The organism is Cellulosimicrobium sp. TH-20, from assembly GCF_002105775.1.
Classification (GTDB): Bacteria; Actinomycetota; Actinomycetes; order Actinomycetales; family Cellulomonadaceae; genus Cellulosimicrobium; species Cellulosimicrobium funkei.
Genome location: NZ_CP020857.1, coordinates 1,779,901 through 1,798,061, shown reverse-complemented (window position 1 = coordinate 1,798,061; position 18,161 = coordinate 1,779,901). Strand labels below are relative to the sequence as shown.

Genomic DNA, 18,161 nt, shown 5'->3' with positions numbered 1-18,161 from the left:
CGCGCGGCTCCGCGGGTGGACGGGCGTCGGGTGATCCGCATAATGCCGCACGGTCGTCGCCGTGGCCGGGCGTGCGGCGCGGGACGCACGAGGGGCCCGGCGCCGCACCGTGGTGCGTCCCCGGGCCCGTCGCCCCCTGCTTGCGCCGCGCGCTACCCGCAGGTCAGCGCGCCGTAGGGCGCGGTCGTCGTGCCCCGCCCGACGCCGTCCGCCCCCACGACCTCGACCGTCGCCTCCCCCGCCGCGACCGTCGTGGCCCGCGTCGCGAACGACTGGTACGCGCTGCGCCCCGGCGCGACGTCGGCCACGGTGCGCTCGCCGAACGGCGTCGCGAGCCGGACCGCCACCGCGTCGTCGCCCACCGGGCGCGCCGTCACGGCCACGTACGCGCGGCCCGCGAGGCACCGCGTGACGGCCTCGACCTCGACGGCGGGCTCGTCGTCGTCGCACGCCGCCGCCTCCTGGGCGGTCGGCGTCCAGCGGAACCAGTCGAAGGACGCGACGATCTCCGGCGGCGTCGCCGAGCCGCGCATCGCGAACGGACCGACGCCGGTCGCCCGGAGCGCCGCCACGTCGACCGTGCGGCCCCACGGCGCGAACTCGACGCCGTCGACCGACACCGACGCCTGCACGGCGGTCCCGTCGCTCGTCAGGCGCAGCCAGAAGGTGTCGCCGAGGCCCGCAGGCGGGACGACCGAGTCGAAGCCGGTGTTGCGGTCCGTACCGTTCTGGCGCCAGATGAACTCGACCCGCGGGCCGAGCGACCCGTGCACCAGGTCGAGCTTCGCGTAGTTCGCGTCGTCGCGGTACAGCAGGAGACCGCCCTGCTGGAACCGCTCCGTCGGGGACACGGAGACGGCCGTCGTGACCTCCCACGGCCCGGCGGGCACGGCCTGGAGCGGCAGCGCGGCGCCCGCGACGCCGGTCGGGTACGCCGGGACGCGCAGCGCGCCGTCCACGAGCTCGTGCCGGGCCGTCCCCGGCCGGACCACGGTCCAGCGCGCCGGGTCGAGCGTCGTGCCGTCGAACTCGTCGGACGCCGCGCCGCTGCACCGCTCGCGCAGCGGGTCGGGGTCCTGGCCCGGCTCGGGGGGCCGCACGGCGTCGGGGTCGCGCTGCGCCCACGCGATCGTCGCGCCCAGGCGGTCGCCGGACTCGTAGAAGAGGTACGTCTCGTCGCCGTCGGTGACGATCTCGGGGGCCGCGACCCGGCCCGTGTCGTCGCCCACGCCGCTCGCGCGGTGCAGCTCCCACCGCGGGCCGACCTGCGTCATCGTCGGGTCGAGCGTGCGGGCGAACGTGATGCCCGTGGAGCCGTGGTAGATCACGTAGAGCTGACCCTCCCACTCCCACAGGTTGCCGCCGGACACGTTGGTGCCGGTCGCGGCGTCGGGCACGACGAGCGGGTCCGGCCGCACGACCCAGGTCTTGCCGTCGACCGACTCGGCCAGCTTGATCCGCCGGATGTTGTCGGTCCGGTTCTGCATGTACGTCATGGCGAACCGGTAGCCGGACGACGGGTCCGGGTGCTCGACGACGCGCGCGTACGACGTCTCCGTGGTGCCCGCGCCGCTGTCGGCGTTCGTCACGGCGACCCCGGAGTCGTCGAACGCGAGCCCGTCGGGCGACGTCGCCCAGCGCGTCGTGGAGTTCTCGCCGTGGAAGTACAGGAGCACCTGGTCCGTCGCGTCGTCCCACAGGACGTCGGGCGACGAGACGTGCGAGACGCGCTCGTAGAACGGCAGCCACTCGTCGGCGACGATCGGGTTGTGCGTGTACTCCGTCCACGGGCCCTCGAGCGAGTCGGCGTACATGACCGAGATGCCGCCCGGGGAGTCGTGCGGGGCGTAGTAGAGGTACCACTCCCCCAGCGGGTCGTCGAGGTGCGCGCCCGCGTGGAAGACGCTCGGGAAGATGAACTCGTCCGTCGGGTTGTAGAGCATCGACTCCTTGTCGGTGACCACGCCGCGGTACTCGAACACGGGCAGGTCGGACGCGGACGGGCCGTCGGTCGTCGCTCCGGTCGTCGCCCCGGTCGTGGTGGCGGCCGTGGCCGCGGGCGGCGGTCCCGCGGCGAGGGCTGTCGCGGGGACGACCGCCCCGGCGGCGAGGACCGCCGTCAGGGTGGCGACCGCCGTCGCCACGGCGCGCGGTCTGCGGCGTGGTGCTGCTGCTCGGGTTCTCACAGGGGACCTCCGTCGGTTCCTCGTCGGCGGCGTCGTCGCCGCCGGGCGCCACGTCGAGACGTGGGCTGGTGGCAGTGTCGCCGGACGGGCACGCCGCAGGTCAAAGGGATGATGCGCATTATTAGCGTGCTCACGGTGCGCCGGGCCGCGACGCTAGAGTCGTCCCGACCGCACCTGAACGTCGGACATCAGACGTATTGACCGGAGGATCGCCCCGTGCCGCTCTTCGACCTGCCCCTCGCCGAGCTCGAGACCTACGCCCCCGCGCTCGACGAGCCCGCCGACCTCGACGCCTTCTGGGCGCGGACCCTCGCGGAGTCGCGCGAGGCGGGCGGGGACCCGGCCGGGACGGTGCGGCTGGAGCGCGTGGAGACCGGCCTCGACCTGGTCGTCGTCGACGACGTGACGTTCCCCGGGTTCGCCGGCCAGCCCGTCAAGGCGTGGCTCGTGCGGCCCGCTGAGGCCGCCCGCGCCGCCGCGGCCGGCGACGGCGCCCCGCTCCCCGCGGTCGTCGAGTTCCTCGGGTACGGCGGCGGTCGCGGGCTGCCCCACGAGCACCTCGCGTGGGCGAACGCCGGGTACGCGCACCTCGTCGTCGACACGCGCGGGCAGGGCAGCCAGTGGGGCAGCGGCGGCGGCACGCCCGACCCGGCCGGGTCGGGGCCCGCCGTCCCGGGCGTCCTCACGCGCGGCATCGAGGACCCGCACGACCACTACTACCGCCGCGTCTTCACCGACGGCGTGCGCGCGGTCGACGCCGTGCGCTCGGTGCCCGGCGTCGACCCCGAGCGCGTCGCCGTGCACGGCGTGAGCCAGGGCGGCGGCATCGCCATCGCCGTCGCGGGCCTCGCCGACGGGCTCGTCGCGGCCCTCCCCGACGTCCCGTTCCTGTGCCACTACCGCCGCGCCGTCGAGATCACGGACCGCGACCCGTACCGCGAGCTCACGCGCTACCTCGCCGTCCACCGCGACGCGGAGGAGACCGTGTTCCGCACGCTGTCCTACCTCGACGGGGCGGTGCTCGGCCGCCGCGCCACCGCGCCGGCGCTGTTCTCCGTCGCGCTCATGGACCAGGTCTGCCCGCCGTCCACCGTCTACGCGGCGTACAACGGCTGGGGCGCGGCCGCCGGGGCGGCACCCGGCGCCGAGCGCGCGATCGACGTCTACCGCTACAACGAGCACGAGGGCGGCCAGGGCTACCGCTTCGCCCGTCAGCTCGCCTGGCTGCGCGAGCACATCCGGTAGCCGCCCGCGGGTACCGCTCGGACGGCGCCGGACCGGGGCCTTCCGCCAGCAGGCCGGGTCAGTGCGCGACGACGCGCGCGCCCGCCGCGGGGGCCGTGGTGCACCACACGGTGTCGCACGCGTCGTTCGCGGTCCACGAGGCCGCGATCGCGAGCGCGTGCTGGCGGCTGCGGGCCAGCGCGGCGACGGTCGGGCCGGAGCCGGACACGATCGCACCCAGCGCGCCGGCCTCCGTCGCGACGTCGATCGTCCGCTGGAGCTCGGGCCGCAGCGCGAGCGCCGGGCCCTGGAGGTCGTTGCGCAGCACCTGCCCGAGCCCGACGGCGTCGCCCGCGCGCAGGGCCTGCATGAGCGCGGTGTCCTCCGCGAGGTCCAGCTCGGCGGGCCCGCCCACGGTCTCGTCGAAGGTGCGGTAGACCTGCGCGGTCGACAGGCCCTCGGCCTGGACCGCGAACACCCAGTGGAACTCCCCGCGCGTCATCGCGGGGGTGAGCACGTCGCCGCGCCCCGTCCCGACGGCGGTGTGCCCGACGAGCCCGAACGCGACGTCGGCCCCGAGCCCCGCGGCGAGGCGGACGAGCTCGGCGCGCGGCACGCCCGCGTCCCACAGCGCGTCGCACGCGACGAGCGCGGCGGCGGCGTCGGCCGACCCGCCGGCCATGCCGCCCGCGACGGGGACCTCCTTGTGGATCTCGAGCCGCACGTCCGGGTCGAGCCCCACGTGCTCCGCGAGCGCGACGGCGGCGCGCCACGCGAGGTTCGTCTCGTCGGTCGGCACGGCGTCCGCCTGGAGGCCCGAGACGCTGAGCGAGACCCCGGAGCCGGGCGGCACCTGGTGCGCGACGACGTCCTCGCTGAGCCCGACGGCCTGGAAGATCGTCACGAGCGGGTGGTAGCCGTCGTCCTGCACCGCCCCGACGCGCAGCGAGAGGTTGACCTTGCCGGGCGCGCGCACGCGGACGGACGGGGGCGGCGCGAGGGAGATGCTCGGCGGGCGCGGGGGTGTCACGCGTCCACTGTGCCAGGTCGGCCGGTGGGCCGCCCCGCGGCGGGGGCGGCGCCGCGCGCCGGACGGTCGGCGAGTCCGACGCGACGGACGAGCTGCTCGGCGACGCGCGCGAAGGCCGCGACGTCGAGCACCTCGCCGCGCGCCTGCGGGTCGACGTCCGCGGCCTCCAGCACCTCGGCCGCGACGCTCGCCGAGCCGGCGAGGCCGGACAGCGCCGAGCGCAGCATCTTGCGGCGCTGCGCGAACGCGGCGTCCACGACGGCGAAGACCTGCTCGCGGGTCGCGGCGGTGGCGGGCGGCTCGCGGCGGTCGAGCGCGACGAGGGCCGAGTCGACGTTGGGGACGGGCCAGAACACGGAGCGCCCGATCGTGCCCGCGCGCCGCGCGTCGGCGTACCAGGCGGCCTTGACCGACGGCACGCCGTACGTGCGCGACCCGGGGGGCGCGGCGAGCCGGTCCGCGACCTCCGCCTGCACCATGACGAGCACGCGCTCGAGCGAGTCGAAGCGCTCGAGGAACGTGAGCAGCACGGGCACCGCGACGTTGTACGGGAGGTTCGCGACGAGCGCGGTGGGCGGCTCGCCGGGCAGCGACGTGACCTCGAGCGCGTCGGCGCCCACGACCTCGAGCCGGTCGCCGACGTCGGGAACGTGCGTCGCGACCGTGTCCGGGAGCTGCCGCGCGAGGACGGGGTCGATCTCGACCGCGACGACGCTCGCGCCCGCCTCGAGCAGCCCGAGGGTCAGCGAGCCGAGCCCGGGCCCGACCTCGACGACGCGCTCGCCCGGGCGGACGTCCGCCGCGCGCACGATCTTGCGGACGGTGCCGCCGTCGTGCACGAAGTTCTGGCCGAGGGTCTTGGTGGGGCGGACGCCGAGACGCCCTGCCAGGTCACGGATCTCGGCCGGACCCAGCAGGGCGCCTCGGGTATCGCTCATGGGACGCAAGCCTACCGACCCGGCGCCGACCGCCCCTCGCCGGGGACGACGAAGGGCGGGACGCCGTGCGCCCCGCCCTTCGTCGTCGTCCACCGGTCCGCCCTCAGGCGGCCGGGTGCGTGCCGTGCAGGCTCAGAGGAGCCCGAGCTTGCGCGCGCACGCGGGCCACTGGCCCCAGCCCGAACGGGCCTGGAGCGCCTGGGCACGCTGCGTCTGCTCGGCCGCCGAGGCCTCCGACGGGAGGCCGGAGCCGCCCATCGCCCGCCACGTGGACAGCGAGAACTGGTAGAGGCCGTAGTAGCCGTTACCGGTGTTCGTCGCGGGGTTGCCGCCGGACTCGCACTGCGCGAGCGCGGACCAGACCCCTGCCGGGGCCGACCCGAGGTCGGCGGCCGGGGCGGGCGCCGGGGCGGACGAACCGCCCGACGAGGAGCCGCCGCCCGACGACGAGGACGACGAGCGCTGCGGCGCCGCCGGCTTGGGCTCCGGCTTGGGGCGCTCCTTGGTGCCCTGCACGAGGATCTTGTTCACCGGCGGCGTCGTGACGCCCTCGGAGACGAGCTCGCGGGACTCCTCCACGCCGTCGACCGTCGTGACGCGGTGCACGGTCGTGTGGACGCCCTCGGCGCCCTCCTGCTTGACGACCGGGTCGAGGTCCTTGAAGCGGTCGGCGTCCTCCTCGGTGACCGTCTCGAACGGGACGGCCGCGTCGGTGGCCACCTCCTCGACCTTGACGCGCTGCACGACGAGCGAGACGGGCGCGGCGTCCGCCGCGGCCTCGGTGTCCTCGGACGTCGCGGCGGCGGCCGGCTCCTCGGTGGCGGCCGCGTCGGCGGCGGGCGCCTCCTCGGCCGGGGCCGCGGCGGCCTGGGCCGCCTCGACCTGCTCGGTCTTCTCGACGTGGACGCGGTCGAGCTCGCCGAGCTGGACGCCCTGCTGGTCGAGGATCGCGTCGATGCCGATGCTGCCGTCGGGGGCGACCTTGGTCTCGCCGTCGACGACGACGTTCACGGGGCCGTCCGCGTCGAGGCGGATCGGGAGGGAGGCGCGCTCGCCGGAGCGCGACGCCACGAGGCGCACGTCGCTGCCGCGCGAGGCGAGGGTCGTGAGCGCCTCGTCCGCGTCGAGCGACGTGAGCCACACGGAGGACTGGGAGCCGTCGACCTGCACGGGCACCTCGCGCCCGTAGCGCACGACGACGTCGCCGCCGCCGCGCAGGGCGGAGTCGACGTCCGGGACGACGAGGTCGCGGTCGCCCACGGCGACGTCCTGCTCGGCGAGCAGGCCCTCGACCGAGCCGGCGAAGGTCGTGACGGTGGTGATCTGGCCGTCGACGTCGAGCTCGACGGTCTTGCGCGCCTGGCCGTAGGCGACGGCACCGGTCGCGAGGAGCACGACGGTGGTCGCGCCGGCGACGAGCGGCCAGCGGCGGCGACGGTGCGCGGTGGTGGTCGCGGGGCTCTGGGGGCTCTCCGCGAGGGTCTCGGTGGTGTCGGGGGTGATGTCGGCGCCCTCGGGGGCGCCGGCCGCGTCAGCGGTCCGGTGGAAGGGGTTCTTCACTCGGGTCCAGTCGTCGTGCGTCCCGGGCACGGAGGCTCGACGGCGCGTGGCACCACCCGTGGCCCACGGCGGACTGACGTCCTCCGCGGCGGGCGCACACGTGCGACCACGGGTCTCGAGCGGCCGATCCGGCTGCCGGCGCCACCCTCGGCACCCCTTCCCCAGGGCCCGTCGACGGCGCACCGCTCGCGTCGGTCCGGGCACGTCCCGCCGGTCCGGGTGGACCGTCGGAGCACGCCGTTCACGCGCGAGCGACGATCGACCGTAACCGATCTGTTATCGAAGTCCAACCCCTGGGGGGATACGCTGGCGAGTTCTGTCCGGATTTCGGCGTGAATGTCGTGCGCTCTCCACGAGTCCCGCACGCCGCCTCACGCGCCCTCCCCCTCCCCGTGCCCGTCCCCGTGCCCGTCCCCGTGCCCCCGCGCGCGCCCGGCGCGCGCGGCGCGCGCCCCGAGCCGCGCCAGGACCGTCGCGAGCTCGGGCGGGTCCAGCACGGTGACGTCCACGTCCAGGCTCAGCAGGAACCCCGCGACCTGGGCGAGCGACGTGCCCCCGGTCTCGAGCACGCACGCGTCGGGGCCGTCGTCGGCGAGCGCGCCCGCGACCGGGGAGAGCCGCTCCGCCACGACGCCCGCCGGGGCGTGCAGCCGCACCCGTACAGGCCGCGCCCACGCGGCGGAGCCGACGCCCCGCACGACGTGCGCGACGGCGTCGCCGCCCGGCACGGGGCGCGGGACGAACCGCGGGCCGCCGGGCGTGCGCAGCGTCAGCCGGTCCACGCGGAAGGTGCGCCAGTCGTCCCGGTCGAGGTCGAACGCGAGCAGGTACCAGCGGCGCCCCACGTGGACGAGGCGGTGGGGCTCGACGGCGCGGGACGTCGTCGTGCCGTCGTGCGCGCGGTAGTCGAGGCGCAGCCCCGTGCGCGCGGCGACCGCCGCCGCGACGTCGGCCAGCACCTGCGCCCCGACGGCGGGACCACCGCCGGGTGCGCTCGCGACGGCGGCGCGCAGGGCGTCCGCCCGGACGCGCAGGCGGGCGGGCAGGACCGTGTCGAGCTTGACGAGCGCGCGCGCCGCGACCTCCTCGACCCCGGCGATCGACCCGGTGGCCGCGGCGCGCAGCGCGACCGCCACGACGGTCGCCTCCTCGTCGTCCAGCAGCAACGGCGGCAGCGCCGCCCCCGAGCCCAGCCGGTACCCGCCCGCCGCCCCCGGGGACGACCGCACCTCGTAGCCGAGCAGGCGCAGGCGCTCGACGTCGTTGCGCACCGTGCGGGTCGTCACGCCCAGGCGGTCGGCGAGCTCGGGCCCGGACCAGGACGCGCGCGCCGGCAGGAGCGCCAGGAGGCGCAGGAGCCGGACCGAGGTGTCGAGCACGTCCCCATCGTGCCGCACGATGCGGAACCGCACGTTCCGCAGCGGGGTCTACGGTCGACGTGTCGGCCCCGCCAGGGGCGACGGGAGGACGGGACCGGGCACCGCCCGACGACGGAGGAGACGACGATGCTGCGTGGGATGGCGACGCTGAACCTGTGGGCCGACGACCTCGAGGCCGCGGCCGCGTGGTACGCGGAGGTGCTCGGGACCGAGCCCTACTACGTGGTGCCGGGCGGGTACGTGGAGTTCCGCGTCGGCGACCGGCAGGACGAGCTGGGCATCATCGCCCGGTCGTGGTCGCCGCGCCCTCAGCCGGGCACGCCGGGTGGCGCGATCGTGAACTGGCACGTCGACGATGTGCGGGCCGCGTTCGCCCGCCTCCTCGCCCTGGGCGCGACGGAGTACGAGGGCGTCGTCGAGCGCGGGCAGGGCGAGGGCTTCGTCACCGCCTCGGTCGTGGACCCGTTCGGCAACGTCCTCGGGATCATGCAGAACCCGCACTACCTCGAGATGCTCGGGCGGTAGCGGCGCGACTGCGGAGCGGTCAGTACCAGCCCTTGGCGACGGAGTGGGACCACGCGGAGCACGGCGTGCCGTAGCGGCCCTCGATGTACCCGAGGCCCCACGTGATCTGCGTCGCCGGGTTGGTGCGCCAGTCGGAGCCCGCGCTCGCCATCTTGGAGCCGGGGAGCGCCTGCGGGATCCCGTACGCGCTCGAGCTCGGGTTGTCCGCGTCGACGCGCCAGTTGCTCTCCTTGGTCCAGAGCTTGTCGAGGCACACGAACTGGTCGTCGCCCCAGCCGCGCTGCGCGGCGAGGGAGCGGCCCACCGCGCGCGCCGAGCCCGGGTCCACCGAGACCGAGACGTCCATCGTCCCGACCTTGATGACCTCGTTGCGCGGCTCCGTCGTGACCGTGCGCGTGAGGACCGTGCGCGACACCTCGGCCCCGCCGAGCGTCTGCACCGAGTAGGTCGTGACCGCCTCGCCGACGCGACCGGACTGCACGACGACGCGGTGGCCCTGCGGGAGCGTCGGGTCCTCGCGCTCCTCCGTCTCGAACGGCAGGACCTCCGTGACCGTGTCCGCCGTGGCCGCCGCGCGGCTCACGAGCACGAGCATCCCGTCCACCGCCGCGGCGTCGAGCGGCGCGGAGGTGCCGTCGCCCTCCGCCAGCACGATGCCCGCGGTCGCGAGGACCCCGCGCACCGTGGGCTCGGCCGTCGTGATGGGCATGACGGCACCGTCCACCGCGACGTGGACCGTCTTGAGCGTCGAGACCCGGATCGGCTCGCGCCCGAGGGCCTGCGTGCGCGACACCTCGGTCACGGCACCCTCGGCGCGCGGGCCGAGGTAGGTGAGCAGCTCACCGACGGTGCGGGCCGTCGTCGGGATCGTCTGCACCTGGCCGTCGATCTCGACGGTGACGTCGTGGCTCGTGCGCACGACGATCGTGCCGCCGTCGCGCGCCGGGTCGGCGAGCGCGGGCTCGACGAGGTCCTGCTCGCCGACCGCGACGCCCTGGTAGTCGAGCACCGCGGCGACCGTGCGCCCGTACGCGGAGACCTGGTGCAGCTCGCCGTCCACGTCGAGCGTGACGTCCTTGTGGAGCGTGGCGAACGCGCCGGTGACCCCGACGAGGCTCGCGACGACGAGGCCCTGGGCCGCGAGGCGCTGCACGCGCCGCCGGCCGGTTCCGTCAGGTGCGAGCACGCGGGCGGTCCCTTCTGCGGGAGGACGCCCGCCGGCGAGCGCCGGGGGCGAGGTGCGGGACGTCGTCGGCGCGGGGCGCACGACGCACGGACCCGACCGTAGCCGAAACGTGACCTGGGGCGAAACCTCGCAGCCCTCGCGCACCGGACGCGGTCGTCCCGCCCGGGTGCGCGGTCGTCACCAGGGGCCGTACACCGCGACGGAGGTCGCGGTCAGGCGCTCGCACACGTCCGCGAGCGGTCGGTCCACGACCTCGGCGAGGGTACGGACCGTCGTCGGCAGGACGTACGGCGCGTTGGGGCGCCCCCGGTACGGGTGCGGCGTGAGGTACGGCGCGTCCGTCTCGACGAGGACCTGCCCGAGCGGGACGGCGCGCAGCGCAGCCCGCAGCTCGTCGTTCGCGCGGAACGTCACCGGGCCCGCGAACGACAGGTACCAGCCCTGCTCCGCGCAGAACTTCGCCATCGCGGCGTCGCCCGAGTAGCAGTGGAAGACCGTCCGCTCGGGGGCGCCGTCGCGCGCGAGGACGTCGAGCACCTGCGCGTGGGCGTCGCGGTCGTGGATCTGGAGCGCGAGGCCGAGCTCCTTCGCGAGCGCGACGTGCGCGCGGAACGCCTCGCGCTGGACGGCCTCGCCCCGGGCACCGGTCCGGAACAGGTCCATCCCGGTCTCGCCGATCGCGCGCACGCGGTCGTTCGCGCGCGCGATCGCCGCGATCTCCGCGACCGCGTCGTCGAGCGGCACGTCGTGGTGGGGCCGCGGGTCGGGATCGAGCCCGTCCGGCCCGACCTCCCGCACCCCGCCGTGCAGCACGGCCTCGTTCGGATGGATGGCCACGGCCCCGAGCAGCCGCCCGACCCCCGGCGCCCCCGCGCCGCCGACCAGGTGGTCCTGGCTCGTCCCCGCCTCAGCACGCGCCGGATCCGCCTGTTCGCGACCCCAGACCGCCTGGTCGCCGCGCAGGAGGGCGTCCGTCCAGCGGGCCGCAGGCAGGTCGCAGCCCACCTGCACGACCCGGTCCACGCCGACAGCCGCCGCCCGGGTGAGGTGGTCCGCGACGGTCGGGGCAGGGGTGCCCTCGGGGAGGACGTGCGCGATCGAGTCGAGGTGCGCGTGGTTGTCCACCACCGGGACCGGCAGCGGCTCCGGGTCCGGCGGCCAGCCGCGCTCGCGCTGCTTGGCCACCGTCAGGCGTCCTCGCGCAGGCGGTCGAGCTCCTCCTCGACGATCGAGTCGTCGAGCTTGGTGAACACCGGCGTCGGCTTGCCGACCGGGGTGCCCGGCACGACGGCCTTCGGCTCCCACGTCGCCAGGCCGTCGGCGCGGTAGTCGCCCGTGATGACCGGGTAGTGGCGCGAGTCGTCGTCGAGGTCGGTCACCTCGTCGATGCGCGGCTGGGCGGCGAACGTGCCCGTGCCGCCGAACGCCTCGTGCACCTGCTGCGCCGAGTGCGGCAGGAACGGCGACAGGATCGTGTTGAGGTCGCTCACGGCCTGGGTCACGGTGTGCAGCACGGTCGCGAGCCGGTCCGGGTCGGTCTTGAGCTTCCACGGCTCGGTGTCCGACACGTACTTGTTCACCTCGCCGACCGTCTTCATCGCCTCGGCGACGGCGGCGCGCTGGCGGTGCGTCGCGATGAGCTCGCCCACGCGCCCGAACGCGGTCGTCGTCGTCGCGAGGACGCCCTCGTCGATCGGCTGGCGCTGCCCCGGCTCCGGGATCGCCCCGAAGTTCTTGTGCAAGAGGTTCGCCGTGCGGTTCACGAGGTTGCCCCAGCCGGCCACGAGCTCGTCGTTCGTGCGGCGCTGGAAGTCGGCCCACGTGAAGTCGACGTCCTGCGTCTCCGGACCGGCGGACGCCACGTAGTACCGGAACGCGTCCGGCTGGTAGCGGGCCAGCATGTCGCGCACGTAGATGACGACGCCGCGCGACGACGAGAACTTCTGGCCCTCGACGTTGAGGAACTCGCTCGACACGACCTCCGTCGGGAGCTGGAGGTTCCCGTAGGCCCCCGGAGCCCCGCCCTTGCTCCCCCGGCCGTCGTAGCCGAGCAGCTCCGCCGGCCAGATCTGGGAGTGGAACGTGATGTTGTCCTTGCCCATGAAGTAGTACGACCGCGCCTCCGGGTCGTTCCAGAACGCGCGCCAAGCGTCCGGGTCGCCGCTGCGCCGCGCCCACTCGATCGACGCCGAGAGGTACCCGATCACCGCGTCGAACCACACGTAGAGGCGCTTGCTCGAGTTCTCCTCCCACCCGGGCAGCGGGACCGGGATGCCCCAGTCGATGTCGCGCGTCATGGCGCGCGGGCGCACGTCGTCGAGCAGGTTGAGCGAGAACTTCAGGACGTTCGGACGCCACGCGGTGCGCGTGCGCAGCCAGTCCCCCAGCGCGTCGACGAACGCGGGCAGGTCGAGGAAGAAGTGGTTCGACTCGACGAACTTCGGCGTCTCGCCGTTGATGCGGCTGTGCGGGTTGATGAGGTCGATCGCGTCGAGCTGGTTGCCGCAGTTGTCGCACTGGTCGCCGCGCGCGCCGTCGTAGCCGCAGATGGGGCACGTGCCCTCGATGTAGCGGTCGGGCAGCGTGCGGCCCGTGGAGGGCGAGATCGCGCCCATGGTCGTCTGCTCGACCATGTACCCGTTCTTGTGGACCGTGCGGAACATCTCCTGCACGACGGCGTAGTGGTTGCGCGTCGTGGTCCGCGTGAAGAGGTCGTACGACAGGCCGAGCTGGTGCAGGTCCTCGACGATGACGCGGTTGTACCGGTCCGCGAGCTCCTGCGGGCTCACGCCCTCCTTGTCGGCCTGGACGAGGATCGGCGTGCCGTGCTCGTCGGTGCCCGAGACCATGAGGACGTCGTGACCCGCCATCCGCATGTGCCGGCTGAAGACGTCCGACGGGACACCGAAACCTGCGACGTGGCCGATGTGGCGCGGCCCGTTGGCATACGGCCACGCCACGGCCGAGAGGATGTGGGTCATGGTGCCCGATCCTAGTCGGGCAGCGCCGCGCCCTGCGGCGGCGTCCACCGCCGGGGAACGAGCGCCGCCGAGCACGGGGTTGTCGACCTTCCTCAGCCTGGGAAGGTCGGCAACCCCGTGCTCGGCGGGAGCGCGCTCGTGCTCAGTACCAGTTGACGGCCTGCGAGTGCGACCACGCGCCGCACGGCGAGCCGTAGGAGCCGGCGATGTAGTCGAGGCCCCAGGCGATCTGCGTCGCGGGGTTGGTCGCCCAGTCGGCGCCCTTGCTCGCCATCTTCGAGCCGGGCAGCGACTGCGGGATGCCGTAGGCGCTCGACGTCGGGTTGTCCGCCGTCGGGTTCCAGTTGGACTCCTTGGTCCACAGCTTCTCGAGGCACGTCCACTGCGAGCCGGTCCAGCCACGCTCGGCGGCCATGGCCTGCCCGATCGTGCGCGGGTCCTTCGGGCGCTCCTTGGTGCCGGTCGTGACGACCTCGTCCACGGGAGCGGTCGTCACCTCCTGCGAGAGCTGCTCGCGCGACTCCTCGACGCCGTCCACGAGGGTGACCTCGAACGTCGTCGTGGTGACGCCGTCGGCACCCGCCTGGGTGACGGCCGACTCGTCCGTGTACTTGGCGTCGTCGGGCTGCTGCACGGTCCCGTGCGGCACGGGCGTCGTGGTCTGCTGCTGCTCGACGACGACGCGCTGCACGACGAGCGACACCGCCGGCGCACCCGGCTCGGGCGACTCGACGCGCTGGACGCTCACGCGGTCCAGGTCGCCGAGCTCGATGCCCTGCTGGTCGAGGATGGCGGGGACGCCGATGCTGCCGTCGGGCGCGACCTTCGTCTGCCCGTCGGCCACCACGTTCACGGGGCCGTCGGCGTCGAGGCGCAGGTCGAGCGACGCGCGCTCGCCGGACCGCGACGCGACGAGGCGGACGTCGCCGCCGCGCTCCGCGAGGGTGTCGAGCGCCTCGTCGGCGTCGAGCGCGGTGAGCCAGACGTCGGACTGCGCGCCGTCGGTCTGGACGGTGACCTTCTTGCCGAGGCGCACCACGACGTCGTCGCCGTCGCTGAGCGCGGAGCCGGGGTCGGGAGCGACCTGGTCGCGCGCGCCGACCTCGACGCCCGCGGCGTCGAGCGCGCCGCCGACGGAGCCGGCGAGCGTGCTGACGGTGGTCGTCTCGCCGTCGACGTCGATCGTCACGGTCTTGCTGGCCTCGCCGTAGGCGACGGCACCGGAGCCGACGAGCGCGACGGCGGTGGCCGCCGTGACGATCGACCAGCGGCGCCGGCGCGTGGAGCGCAGGGTCCGGGCCGCGCGGGCGGACCGACGGGTGGGGTTCTCGGGGCTCTCGGCGGTCGGCACCGCCTCGGGCGTGGTCTCGGGGGTGTGCGCCGTGACGTCGGCCGTCTCGGGCGCGCGGGAACGGAAGGGGTTGTGCACAGTGGTCCAAGTCGTCGGGGGCTCCCGGGCACGGGGGTCGACGGCGCGTACGCGCCCGCGAGGTGCTCCGCAGCGTGGCGGGCGCACCCGGTTCGACCGGCCGATCCGGCGTCCTGCGGCCACCGGCGCCCTGGGCGCCCGAGCGAGGCCGCGTCCCACGGCCGGCCAATACACCTGTCCCCGGTGAGCGGCTACGCGAGACACTCGACCGTAACCGATTCGTTATCGCACACCAAACCGCCTGGTCAGCTCGCGCGTCCGGCGCGCACACTCCCGGGCGCTCACCCCGCCGGCGTCACCGTGACCCGGAGCAGCCGGTCGTCGCCGTCGCGCGGCTCGCCCCGACCGTCGGTGTTGCTCGTCAGCACGTAGAGCACCGCGCTCCCGTCGTCGCCGGGCGGCGTCGCCGGGTCGACGAGGACCGCGCGCAGCCGCCCCCGGTCCGTGAGCACCGCGTGCGGCGCGCCGAACGCCGCGGCGTCGGTGCCGCCGTCGGGCGAGGCGAACGGCACGCGCCAGAGCCGCTCCCCGCGCAGCCCCGCGAGGTACACACCCTCACGGGTCACGGCGATCCCGCTGGGCGAGGCGTCCGACGTCGGCCACGTCGCCACCGGGTCGACGAACCCGGCGTCCGCCCCGCCCGTGCCCTCGACGTCGGGCCAGCCGTAGTTCCCGCCGGGCACGACGACGTTGAGCTCGTCGAACGTGTCCTGGCCGAACTCGGACGCGAGCATCCGGCCCGTCGCGTCCCACGCGATCCCCTGGACGTTGCGGTGCCCGAGGCTCCACACCGGCGAGACCGGGTCCGGATTGCCGGGGGCGGGGTCGCCGTCCGCCGTGACGCGCAGGATCTTGCCCGCGAGCGCACCCGGGTCCTGCGCCGCCCCGCGCTGCTGCGCGTCGCCCGTCGTGACGTAGAGGTGGCCGTCGGGTCCGAACGCGAGCCGTCCGCCGTCGTGCGTGGAGGCCGCAGGGACGCCCTCGACGACCGGCGTCAGGGCGGAGAGCTCGCGCCCCGCGAGCGTCCCCCGCAGCACCTCGTTGCCGTCCGGCGCGGTCCGGTACACGAACACCTCCCCCGCCGCGGCGCCACCTGCCGGGCCCACCGCGACGCCGAGGAGCCCCGACTCCCCGCGCGCGACCGTGCCGTCGCGCAGGTCGTCCGCCCCCGGCCCGGTCACCGGCTCGACGGCTCCCGTCGCCGGGTCGACGACGACCAGCCGGCGCTCGTCGCGCAGCGAGACGAGCAGCGTGCCGTCCGCGAGCGCCGCGAGCCCCCACGGCGCCGGGAACCCGGTCGCGACCTCCGCCACGTCGACGCGCACCTCCGGCACGACGAGCAGGCCGTCGGCGGCCGGTGCCTGCGACGAGCCCGACGCGTCGGGCGTGCCGGGGTCGGCCGGCGCGGACGTGGCGGTCGTGACCGACGGCGCGGGGGCGGGCGCGTCGTCCGGCGCCCCGCCCGAGCACGCGCCGAGCACGACGGCGAGCCCGACGGCGAGCACAGGCCCGCCGGCCCGCGCGGGCACGGGGGGACCTCGCCGGGCGGCCCGGGTTCCGTGGTGGCGTCGCACCTGCCCATCGTCACCCGGGGCGGCGGCTCGCGCCGGGTGACCGCCGGCGGGGGACGACGGACCTTCGGCCCGCGCCGCCGGTCCTTCGGCGGCCACCCGGGCCGGGACGGCGAGGCATGCTGGAGGTGTCCCCGAGGTCCGGGGACGTGGGCGAGGAGGCGTGTGCACATGTCGCGGACGTACGTGGTGACGGGATCGGCATCGGGCGTGGGGGCCTGCGTGGCCGGGTTGCTGCGCGAGCGGGGCGACCGGGTCGTCGGCGTGGACCTGCGCGACGCCGAGGTCCAGGCGGACCTCAGCACCGACGAGGGCCGCGAGCGTGCGGTCGAGGAGCTGCTCGCCGCGACGGACGGCACGGTCGACGCCGTCGTCGCGTGCGCCGGGATCTCCGCGCCCGTCCCGACGACCGTCGCGGTGAACTTTTTCGGCGTCACCCGGTTCCTCACGGGCCTCCTGCCCGCGCTCGAGCGCTCGCAGGCGCCGCGCGTCGCCGTCGTGTCGTCGATGGCGACGCTCCAGCCGGTGTCCGAGGCGATCGTGGACGCGTGCCTCGCGGACGACGAGGACGAGGCCCTGCGCGTCGCCGGCACGCTCGCCGAGCAGGGCCCGCAGGTCGGGTACCTCGCCTACCCGTCGTCCAAGCGCGCGCTGTCGCGGTGGGTGCGCCGCGAGTGCGTGACGGCGGCGTGGGCCGGGCGGGGCATCCCGCTCAACGCCGTCGCGCCCGGGACGGTGCTCACGCCCATGACGACCCAGCTCCTGTCGACCCCGGAGTCGGTCGCGATGGTCGACGCCGCGGTGCCGATGCCCCTCAACGGGCACCAGTCGCCCGAGTCGGTCGCGTCGCTCCTGCTGTGGCTCACCGACGTCGCGAACACCCACGTCACGGGGCAGACGATCTACGACGACGGCGGCGCCGACGCCGTGCTGCGCGGCGACGACGTGTGGACGGGGACGGTCCCTAGCCCAGTCGCGTGAGCCCGCGGCGCAGGCCCCGGACGGCCTGACCGATGCGGTGCTCGTTCTCGATGAGCGCGAACCGCACGAACTCGTCGCCGCCGGGGCCGAACCCGACGCCCGGGGACACCGCGACGTCGCACTCCTCGACGAGGTGCGTCGCGAACTCGATCGAGCCCATGTCGCGGTACGGCTCGGGGATGCGGGCCCACGCGAACATCGTCCCGCCGGGCTTGTGGATGTCCCAGCCGATGCGCTGCAGGCCGTCGTACAAGGCGTCGCGCCGCGACTCGTAGACGGACGAGATCTCCTGAGGAAACTCCGTCGCCTCGTTGAGCGTGACGGTCGCGGCGATCTGGATCGGCTGGAACGTGCCGTAGTCGAGGTAGCTCTTGAGCTTCGCGAGCGCCCCGACGACGTCGCGACGCCCCACGAGGAACGCGACGCGCCAGCCCGCCATGGAGAACGACTTCGTCATCGAGTACAGCTCGACCGCCACCTCGCGCGCGCCCTCGCACTCCATGATCGACGGCGGCTCGAACCCGTCGAACGTCATGTCGGCGTACGCGAGGTCGTGCACGAGCACGACGTCCTTGTCCCGCGCCCAGTCGACGAGGCGCTGGAGGTCCTCCTTGGTCGCCACGGTCGTCGTCGGGTTGTGCGGGAACGACAGCACGACGACGCGCGGCTTGGGCCAGCCGAGCTCCCACGCCTCGATGATGCGGTCGATGTACCCCGCGGCGTCGGTCCCGTCGCCGATGGGGACCTGGCGGGCGTCGGCGCCCGCGAAGTAGGGGCCCCAGATGTGGATCGGGTAGCTCGGGGTGGGGACGAGCGCGACGTCGCCCGGCTGCAGCAGCACCCACATGAGGTGGCTGAAGCCCTCCTTGGCGCCGATGGTCGAGATGATCTCGGTGTCCGGGTCGAGGCTCACGCCGAACCGGCGCTGGTACAGCCCGGCGACGGCCTCACGGAGCTTCGGGATGCCGCGCGACGCGGAGTAGCGGTGGTTGCGCGAGTTCTGCGCGGCCTCGGCGAGCTTGTCGACGGCGACCTGCGGGCTCGGGAGGTCCGGGTTGCCGAACCCGAGGTCCACGACGTCGCGCCCCGCTCGGCGTGCCTCGATCTTGAGCCCGTCGATGATCGTGAAGACGTAGGGCGGCAGACCGGGGATCCGGCGGAACTCCATCGC

At 75.1% G+C, this 18,161-nt stretch carries 14 protein-coding genes; 3 read left to right on the top strand and 11 right to left on the bottom strand.

The features are described from left to right. Nucleotides 1-152 precede the first annotated feature (152 nt). Nucleotides 153-2,144 carry a DUF1349 domain-containing protein gene (locus tag B8281_RS08015; RefSeq protein WP_085387435.1) on the bottom strand — a complete coding sequence of 664 codons (1,992 nt, stop codon included), beginning with the start codon at nt 2,142-2,144 and terminating at the stop codon, nt 153-155. Nucleotides 2,145-2,402: 258 nt separating this feature from the next. On the opposite strand from B8281_RS08015, the gene B8281_RS08010 reads away from it, so the two are divergent. Next, a complete protein-coding gene (locus B8281_RS08010; protein WP_085387434.1) occupies nt 2,403-3,431 on the top strand; it encodes an acetylxylan esterase in 1,029 nt (342 codons plus the stop codon). A 58-nt stretch (nt 3,432-3,489) separates the two neighbouring features. Here B8281_RS08010 and B8281_RS08005 read toward each other — a convergent pair whose 3' ends face one another. From B8281_RS08005 to B8281_RS07990, 4 genes are all read right to left on the bottom strand, one after another. Beyond that, nucleotides 3,490-4,440, bottom strand: coding sequence for a 4-(cytidine 5'-diphospho)-2-C-methyl-D-erythritol kinase (locus B8281_RS08005; protein ID WP_081600140.1), 951 nt, complete (start codon nt 4,438-4,440; stop codon nt 3,490-3,492). After that, a complete protein-coding gene (rsmA, locus tag B8281_RS08000; protein ID WP_085387433.1) occupies nt 4,437-5,378 on the bottom strand; it encodes a 16S rRNA (adenine(1518)-N(6)/adenine(1519)-N(6))-dimethyltransferase RsmA in 942 nt (313 codons plus the stop codon). The genes B8281_RS08005 and rsmA overlap by 4 nt, the downstream gene beginning before the upstream one ends. Nucleotides 5,379-5,510: 132 nt before the next feature. Then, nucleotides 5,511-6,968 (bottom strand): resuscitation-promoting factor, encoded by a 1,458-nt coding sequence (locus B8281_RS20030; protein ID WP_304441670.1) that lies wholly within the window; start codon nt 6,966-6,968, stop codon nt 5,511-5,513. Nucleotides 6,969-7,309: 341 nt separating this feature from the next. Beyond that, a complete protein-coding gene (locus tag B8281_RS07990; protein ID WP_085388674.1) occupies nt 7,310-8,317 on the bottom strand; it encodes a YafY family protein in 1,008 nt (335 codons plus the stop codon). Between the two features lie 138 nt (nt 8,318-8,455). On the opposite strand from B8281_RS07990, the gene B8281_RS07985 reads away from it, so the two are divergent. Further along, nucleotides 8,456-8,842 (top strand): VOC family protein, encoded by a 387-nt coding sequence (locus B8281_RS07985; protein ID WP_232322722.1) that lies wholly within the window; start codon nt 8,456-8,458, stop codon nt 8,840-8,842. A 19-nt stretch (nt 8,843-8,861) separates the two neighbouring features. Here the strand turns inward: B8281_RS07985 and B8281_RS07980 are convergent, their stop codons facing one another. From B8281_RS07980 to B8281_RS07960, 5 genes are all read right to left on the bottom strand, one after another. Next, nucleotides 8,862-10,028: a ubiquitin-like domain-containing protein gene (locus tag B8281_RS07980; RefSeq protein ID WP_031316670.1), complete on the bottom strand. Its 1,167-nt coding sequence runs from the start codon at nt 10,026-10,028 to the stop codon at nt 8,862-8,864. A gap of 177 nt (nt 10,029-10,205) precedes the next feature. Continuing rightward, nucleotides 10,206-11,213, bottom strand: coding sequence for a TatD family hydrolase (locus B8281_RS07975; protein WP_085387432.1), 1,008 nt, complete (start codon nt 11,211-11,213; stop codon nt 10,206-10,208). A 2-nt stretch (nt 11,214-11,215) separates the two neighbouring features. Further along, complete coding sequence (gene metG, locus B8281_RS07970) at nt 11,216-13,009, bottom strand: methionine--tRNA ligase (RefSeq protein ID WP_085387431.1); 1,794 nt, start codon at nt 13,007-13,009, stop codon at nt 11,216-11,218. A gap of 142 nt (nt 13,010-13,151) precedes the next feature. Next, a complete protein-coding gene (locus B8281_RS07965) occupies nt 13,152-14,438 on the bottom strand; it encodes a ubiquitin-like domain-containing protein (protein WP_232322721.1) in 1,287 nt (428 codons plus the stop codon). A 281-nt stretch (nt 14,439-14,719) separates the two neighbouring features. After that, nucleotides 14,720-15,967 (bottom strand): sorbosone dehydrogenase family protein, encoded by a 1,248-nt coding sequence (locus tag B8281_RS07960; protein WP_171468290.1) that lies wholly within the window; start codon nt 15,965-15,967, stop codon nt 14,720-14,722. 213 nt (nt 15,968-16,180) lie between these two features. Between B8281_RS07960 and B8281_RS07955 the strand changes: the two genes are divergently transcribed. After that, nucleotides 16,181-16,990 (top strand): SDR family oxidoreductase, encoded by an 810-nt coding sequence (locus B8281_RS07955; RefSeq protein ID WP_085387429.1) that lies wholly within the window; start codon nt 16,181-16,183, stop codon nt 16,988-16,990. Here B8281_RS07955 and B8281_RS07950 read toward each other — a convergent pair. Further along, the gene (locus B8281_RS07950; protein WP_043656102.1) at nt 16,974-18,158 is read right to left on the bottom strand and encodes an aminotransferase class I/II-fold pyridoxal phosphate-dependent enzyme; all 1,185 of its coding nucleotides are present in this window, start codon (nt 18,156-18,158) and stop codon (nt 16,974-16,976) included. The two genes, B8281_RS07955 and B8281_RS07950, sit on opposite strands and share 17 nt — an antisense overlap. Nucleotides 18,159-18,161: the final 3 nt, after the last annotated feature.

Excerpts from the sequence above, each read along its gene's own strand:
- metG (WP_085387431.1), bottom strand. The coding sequence starts at position 13,009 with ATGACCCACATCCTCTCGGCCGTGGCGTGGCCGTATGCCAACGGGCCG.
- B8281_RS07955 (WP_085387429.1), top strand. The coding sequence starts at position 16,181 with ATGTCGCGGACGTACGTGGTGACGGGATCGGCATCGGGCGTGGGGGCC.
- B8281_RS07950 (WP_043656102.1), bottom strand. The coding sequence starts at position 18,158 with ATGGAGTTCCGCCGGATCCCCGGTCTGCCGCCCTACGTCTTCACGATC.
- rsmA (WP_085387433.1), bottom strand. The coding sequence starts at position 5,378 with ATGAGCGATACCCGAGGCGCCCTGCTGGGTCCGGCCGAGATCCGTGAC.
- B8281_RS07985 (WP_232322722.1), top strand. The coding sequence starts at position 8,456 with ATGGCGACGCTGAACCTGTGGGCCGACGACCTCGAGGCCGCGGCCGCG.